This is a genomic window from Corallococcus sp. AB030 (assembly GCF_003668965.1).
Lineage (GTDB): Bacteria > Myxococcota > Myxococcia > Myxococcales > Myxococcaceae > Corallococcus > Corallococcus exiguus.
On sequence record NZ_RAWQ01000034.1, the window covers coordinates 52159 to 58213 of the forward strand.

The 6055-nt window shown below is 69.3% G+C and carries 6 protein-coding genes; 5 read left to right on the forward strand and 1 reads right to left on the reverse strand.

What is annotated here, in order from left to right; translation table 11 throughout:
• Positions 1-27 precede the first annotated feature (27 nt).
• A complete protein-coding gene (locus D7Y15_RS11635) occupies positions 28-792 on the forward strand; it encodes an FAD-dependent monooxygenase (protein ID WP_121752593.1) in 765 nt (254 codons plus the stop codon).
• Positions 793-819: 27 nt separating this feature from the next.
• Positions 820-1104 carry a hypothetical protein gene (locus D7Y15_RS11640; RefSeq protein ID WP_120581353.1) on the forward strand — a complete coding sequence of 95 codons (285 nt, stop codon included), beginning with the start codon at positions 820-822 and terminating at the stop codon, positions 1102-1104.
• A 7-nt stretch (positions 1105-1111) separates the two neighbouring features.
• On the opposite strand, the gene D7Y15_RS11645 is transcribed toward D7Y15_RS11640, so the two are convergent.
• Positions 1112-2158 carry a histone deacetylase gene (locus D7Y15_RS11645; protein ID WP_121752589.1) on the reverse strand — a complete coding sequence of 349 codons (1047 nt, stop codon included), beginning with the start codon at positions 2156-2158 and terminating at the stop codon, positions 1112-1114.
• A gap of 91 nt (positions 2159-2249) precedes the next feature.
• On the opposite strand from D7Y15_RS11645, the gene D7Y15_RS11650 reads away from it, so the two are divergent.
• From D7Y15_RS11650 to tatB, 3 genes are all read left to right on the forward strand, one after another.
• Positions 2250-4313, forward strand: a complete 2064-nt coding sequence (locus tag D7Y15_RS11650; protein ID WP_120581355.1) for a methyl-accepting chemotaxis protein — start codon at positions 2250-2252, stop codon at positions 4311-4313.
• A gap of 30 nt (positions 4314-4343) precedes the next feature.
• Positions 4344-5645, forward strand: coding sequence for an MFS transporter (locus tag D7Y15_RS11655; RefSeq protein ID WP_120581356.1), 1302 nt, complete (start codon positions 4344-4346; stop codon positions 5643-5645).
• Positions 5646-5798: 153 nt separating this feature from the next.
• Positions 5799-6055: Sec-independent protein translocase protein TatB (gene tatB / locus D7Y15_RS11660; RefSeq protein ID WP_233604902.1), on the forward strand; the 257-nt coding region annotated here is incomplete at its 3' end.

Consider the following 6055-nt stretch of genomic DNA (forward strand, 5'->3'; position numbering starts at 1 on the left):
GAGCGGCCGGGCCCTATGTGTCCGGGCATGCAAGCCCCGTCCTCGCAGGTGCATCCGGTCCCGGTGCTCATCGTCGGAGGTGGGCTCGTGGGCCTCTCGACGGCGTTGTTCCTCGCCCATCAGGGCGTGCGCTCGTGGGTCATCGAGAAGCACGCGGGCACTTCGCTCCATCCCCGCGCACGGGGTTTCCATGCGCGCACCGTGGAGTTGTTGCGCTCCACGTGCGCGGGGGAGGAGGTGGAGGCCTGGCTGGGCAAGCTAGAGAAGTTCCTGCAGAACAACGTCCGCCTCATCGCGGAGCACAACGAGGAGAGGCTGGAAGTCATCCCCGCTTTCAGGAAGGGAGTAGGTACCTCTTATGGCGAAGCCGACAAGAACCTCAACACCGACAAGCGAGCCGAACTCGCAGCCGCAGCAGCCCAGCAAGCCGCCAAGGACTCTGACTGCGGAGCAGTTCGAGGAGTTGCTGGAGAAGGAGCCGGGGCAGTGGAAGCTGGTGGACCTGAAAGTGAAGGGCAAGTCGGTCCTGCCCAAGAAGTAGCCCCGGAGCCCGCCGGTCCCCAGACGGCGGCGGAGCGCTTCCCGGACCTGTCCCTGATGCCCGGCCTGGAGGTGGAGTTCGAGGATGCGCGCAGCCAGGAGTTCATGCACTGCTGGTGCTCCGGCATGCTGCGGGCCTTGAAGGAAGGACCGCTGCTCCCCCTGGCACCCGGCGCCGAGGTCTACCGCTTCACGTGGATCCCTTCGTCATCCGCATCGAGCACCGAGGCCTTGTCCATACCCTGCACGTGAAGAGAGCCGGCACTCAAGAAGGGGCAGTTGGCTGTCGACCGGCACATCCTGCTCACGCCCACCCAGTGGCAGGCCGTGCAACAGCGATTGGATGCGGCCCACTTCTGGTCCATCGATCGCTTCTTCGCGTCTCGGAACCTCTCGTACTTCGACGGGGCGGAGTGGCTCTTCGAGGGGGCACGGGAAGGGCGCTACCGGATGGTGAGCATCCTCAGCCCGGACCCGGAAGGGCCCGCGCGTGCCATCCATGACCTGGGAGCGTTCCTGGTGGAACTGTCTGGCATGTCCATGGCCGACGACACGCTTTACTGAGCGGTCTTCAGCGCACGCTGGCCCAGAACGGCTTGAGCGCCTCGCGGCTCGTCGCCAGCGCCGCCCGCGCGTCCGCGTTCACGGTGCCGGAAGCGAAGCTGTCATCGCGCCCCGCCAGCACTTCGATGCATGCGTGCACGGAGTTCGACAACCCCTCCAGCGAATAGCCACCCTCCAGCACCAGCGCCAGCTTCCCGCCGGAGACCTCCTCCGCCAGCTTGCGCACGGCGGTGCACATCGCCGCGAAGCCGCGCTCGGTGACGTCCATGCCGCCAATCGGATCCGCGCGGTGCGGGTCGAACCCCGCGGACACCAGCACCAGGTCCGGCCGGTACGCCTGCGCCACGGGGAGCAGCAGCTCTTCGAAGATCATCCCGTAGTCCGCGTCCGTGTTGCCGCCCGGCAGGCCGCAGTTGACCGTGAAGCCCTGGCCCTCTCCGCGCCCCACCTCCGGCGCGGCGCCGCTGCCCGGGTAGTAGGGGAACTGGTGCACCGATTGGTAGAGCACGTCCCTGCGCCCCCAGAACGCCGCCTGCGTGCCGTTGCCGTGGTGCACGTCCCAGTCCAGCACCAGCACTCGCTCGGCTCCCAGCCGCCGCCCGGCCTCCGCCGCGATGGCGACGTTGTTGTAGAGGCAGAAGCCCATCGCCCGGTCCGGCTCCGCGTGGTGGCCGGGCGGACGCACCAGCGCGAACGCGTTCTTCGCCGTCCCCGCCATCACCGCCTCCACGGCCTGCACCGCCGCGCCCGCCGCCAGCCTCGCCGCGTCGATGCTGTCCGGCGACACCGCCGTGTCCTCGTCGATGCGCTCGAAGCGGCCGCCCAGCTTCTCCAGCGCGTCCAGGTGCGCCGGGGTGTGCACCGCCAGAATCTCCGCGTCCGTGGCGGAGCGGGGATGGGTCATCACCGTGCCCGCGACGGGGTTTCTCGCCAGCAGCTGGAGGATGCGCCGCAAGCGGGCGGGCGACTCGGGGTGGCCCTCGCCGGCGTCGTGCTGGAGGAAGAGCGGGTCGGTGAGCAGCAGCGTCGCGGTCATCCCCTGGACCTTACGCATCCTGTCCCCGGGAACCCAGCGTCCGTCCCTGGCAGGCGGGGAAGTCCGTTCCTTGCCCTGGACGGGCCACCCTCCCTACAGTGCGCGGGCCTTGCCACGTCGCCTCAAGAAACCCGGTCTCCGGGGCATCCTCCTGGGTTCGTTCGGCCTCGCGCTGGCCGTCATCCTGGGGACGCTCTACTTCGTCGTTCCCCGCCAGGTGGGCAACCACCTGAGGGAGCGCATGGCTTCGCGCGCCCAGAACAAGGCCAGGGAGGTAACGGCACTCGTCGAAAAGCAGGCGGGCACCCAGCCGGTCCCCAACCTGGAAGGGCTCTATCTCCAGGACGACGACTTCAGCGTCGTGGCGGTGCTGGACGCCCAGGGCGTGCCCCGCGCCACCTCCCCGGCGACAGCGCCTGCGTGGTTCACCCAGGGCCTGGAGAAGCGCCTCCAACAGCGCCCGCTCCCGTCTCTGGAGCAGGTGGAGTTCGAGAACGACAGCTGGGCGGTGACCCGGCCGGTGACGCTCGCGGGCGGCGTGCCCGGTGAAGTCGTCGTGGTGGTGGATGGGGCGCGGCTGGAGGGAGTGCTCACGGCCCTGCGCCACACGGTGCTGCTGGCCTTCCTCGTGGGCCTGGTGCTCTTCCTCGTGGTGGCGTTCCTCATCTCGCGCGCGTTCATCCTCCACCCGCTGGACGCGATGATGTCCATGGCGAGCAAGCTGGCGGAGGCCGACCTCACCGGCCGCGCGGACGTGCGCAACAACAGGGACGAACTGGGCCAGCTGGCGGAGGCCCTCAACCGCATGGCCCAGTCCTGGCGCGACACGCTGGGCCGCGTGCGAGGCGTGTCCGACGTGGTGGCCGGCGTCATCGAGCAGATCCACCGCACCGGCACCACCGTGTCCTCCGGCGCGGGCACCGTGCAGTCGCGCGTGGAGGAGACGTCCTCTTCCATGGTGGAGATGATGGCCAGCTTGCGCGGCATCGCGGAGAACGTGGAGGTCCTCTACCAGAGCGCGGAGGAGAGCAGCTCCTCCATCATGGAGATGGCCGCCACCAACGACGAGGTGGCGGAGAACGTCCAGGCCATGGCCGCCAGCGTGGAGGAGACCACCAGCGCCATCGAGCAGATGACGTACTCCATCAAGGAGGTGGCCAAGAACATCGAGGACCTCTCCGCGTCCACGGAGGACACCTCCTCCGCCATCAGTGAGATGGACGCCGCCATCGGTCAGGTCGACGCCAACGCCAACGAGACGGCCCGCCTGTCCGAACAGGTCTTCGAGGACGCGCAGACGGGTGTGGAGGCCCTGCGCAAGACGCTCTCCGGCATCGACCGCATCAAGGACACCAGCCGCACCGCCGCGGGCGTCATCGACAGCCTGGGCCGGCGCATCAGCGAGATTGGCAACATCCTCAACGTCATCGACGACGTGGCGGAGCAGACGAACCTCCTGGCCCTCAACGCCGCCATCATCGCCGCGCAGGCGGGCGAGCACGGCAAGGGCTTCGCGGTGGTGGCGGAGGAGATCAAGGACCTGGCCGAGCGCACCGGCGCGTCCACCAAGGAGATCGCCGAGCTCATCCGCGGCGTGCAGGAGGAGAGCCGCAACGCCGTGGTGGTGATGAACCAGGGCGTCAAGAGCGTGGAGGAGGGCGTGCAGCTGGGCCGCGAGGCGGAAGGCGCCCTGCGGAAGATCAACGACAGCACCCAGAAGTCCACGCAGATGGTGAAGGCCATTGCCCGCGCAACGGTGGAGCAGGCGCGCGGCAGCAAGCAGGTGACGGCCGCCATCCACCGCATCTCCGCCACCGTGTCGATGATCTCCCAGGCCTCCAACGAGCAGGCCCGGGGCGGCGAGCAGATCATGAAGAGCGCGGAGCGGATGAAGACGCTCACCCAGCACGTGCAGCGCTCCAGCCAGGAGCAGGCACACGGCAGCAAGCAGATCACCCGCTCCATCGAAAGCATCAACGAGATGGTCACCCACCTGAACCGCGCCCAGAAGGAGCAGACCAAGGGCAGCGAGCAGGTGCTCAAGGCCGTGGAGACCATCAAGGGCGTGTCCGAGCACCAGACGCGCTCGGTGCGCCAGCTGGAAGAGGCCATCGACAACCTCACGCGCCAGGCGGAAATCCTCCGCGCCGAGGTGCGCCGCTTCCGTGTCTGACGCACCAGCCGTTCCCCGTTGAAAGCCTCCATGCCCGAGTCGTCCGAGTCCGCCTCTCCCCGTTCCGTGTCCGAGCGCGCCGTGGTGTTGCTCATCGGCGCGGTGCAGTTCGTCAACATCCTCGACTTCGTGATGGTGATGCCGCTGGGCCCGGACTTCGCGAAGGGGCTGGGCATCGAGTCCTCGCACATCGGGACCATTGGCGGCAGCTACACCGCCGCCGCGAGCGTGGCGGGGCTCCTGGGCGGCTACTTCCTGGACCGCTTCGACCGGCGCAAGGCGCTGGCCGTGTGCATGCTGGGGCTCGTCGCGGCCACCGCGGCGGGGGGATTCGCGGTGGGGCTGTCCACGCTGCTGCTGGCGCGGGTGTGCGCGGGGCTCTTCGGCGGGCCGGCGACGGCGCTGTCCCTGTCCATCATCGCGGACCTCATCCCGGTGGAGCGCCGGGGCCGGGCGCTGGGCGCGGTGATGGCGTCCTTCTCCGTGGCCTCCGTGCTGGGCGTGCCCCTGGCCTTGAAGGTCGCGGAGCTGGGCAGCTGGCGGACGCCCTTCTTCGTGGTGGCGGCGCTGGGGCTGGTGTTGGTGCTGGCCGCGCTCGGGCTCCTGCCGCCCGTGCGCGGGCACCTGCGGCCCGGCGGCAGCGCGGCCCGGGCCCCGGGCGTGGCGGAGCTTTTGGGCAACACCGACGTGCAGCTGTCCTACCTGATGACGGCGCTGGTGATGATGAGCGGCTTCATCGTCATCCCCAACATCTCCGCCTATCTCCAGCAGAACCTGGCCTACCCGCGCGAGAACCTGTGGATCATCTACGCCGCGGGCGGCATCGTGAGCTTCTTCACGCTGCGGATGACGGGCCCGCTGGTGGACCGCTTCGGCTCCTACCGCATCGGCACGGTGGGCGTGGTGCTGGCGGCCCTCACCACGTACGTGGGCTTCATCCACTACCCCGCGTGGCTGCCCATCCCCCTGCTGTTCATGGTCTTCATGCTGGCCATGGGCGTGCGCAACGTGGCGTACAACACGCTCACCTCGCGCGTGCCGGACAACCCGGTGCGCGCCCGCTTCATGTCACTGCAGTCCGCCACCCAGCACATGGCCTCCGCGCTGGGCGCCTTCCTGTCGTCACGCCTGCTGGTGGACCTGCCGGACGGGACGCTCGGCGGCATGGACACCATCGCCTGGGTGTCCATCGGGCTGGCGGTGGGGGTGCCCGTCATGTTGCGGGTGGTGGAGGGGCGGGTGCGCTCGCGCGAGCAGGCCCGGGCCCTGGCGGTGCCCCCGGCCCAGGGGCTGGCCGCGCCCCTGTCTCCCGAGGCCAATCCCCACGGCTGATGGGGCAATGTGCCCCAGGAGTTCCAGGGAGCCCGGCCGCCCGCCTCCTGGACACGAGGCCAGACGGACGCTGGATGGTCGCTGACGGTTGCGCGGGCCGCCTGTGGGCGCGATAACCCCGGGACGTTCCCTCCAAGGGGAAGACGACCCTCCATGTTCAACATCGGCGCAGGCGAAATGGTGTTCATCCTGGTGGCCGCGCTGATCGTGCTCGGCCCCCAGCGGCTGCCTGAGCTGGCGCGGGCCATTGGCAAGTTCATGCGCGAGTTCCGCCGGCAGACGGACGACGTGCGCAACGTGGTGGAGCGCGAGTTCTACTCCATGGACGAGGAATTCAACCGCATGCCCCCGACGCGTCCGGGCACGCGCGTGCCGTCCCCTCCGCCGGAGCTCGCCCCGTCCTCCCTTCC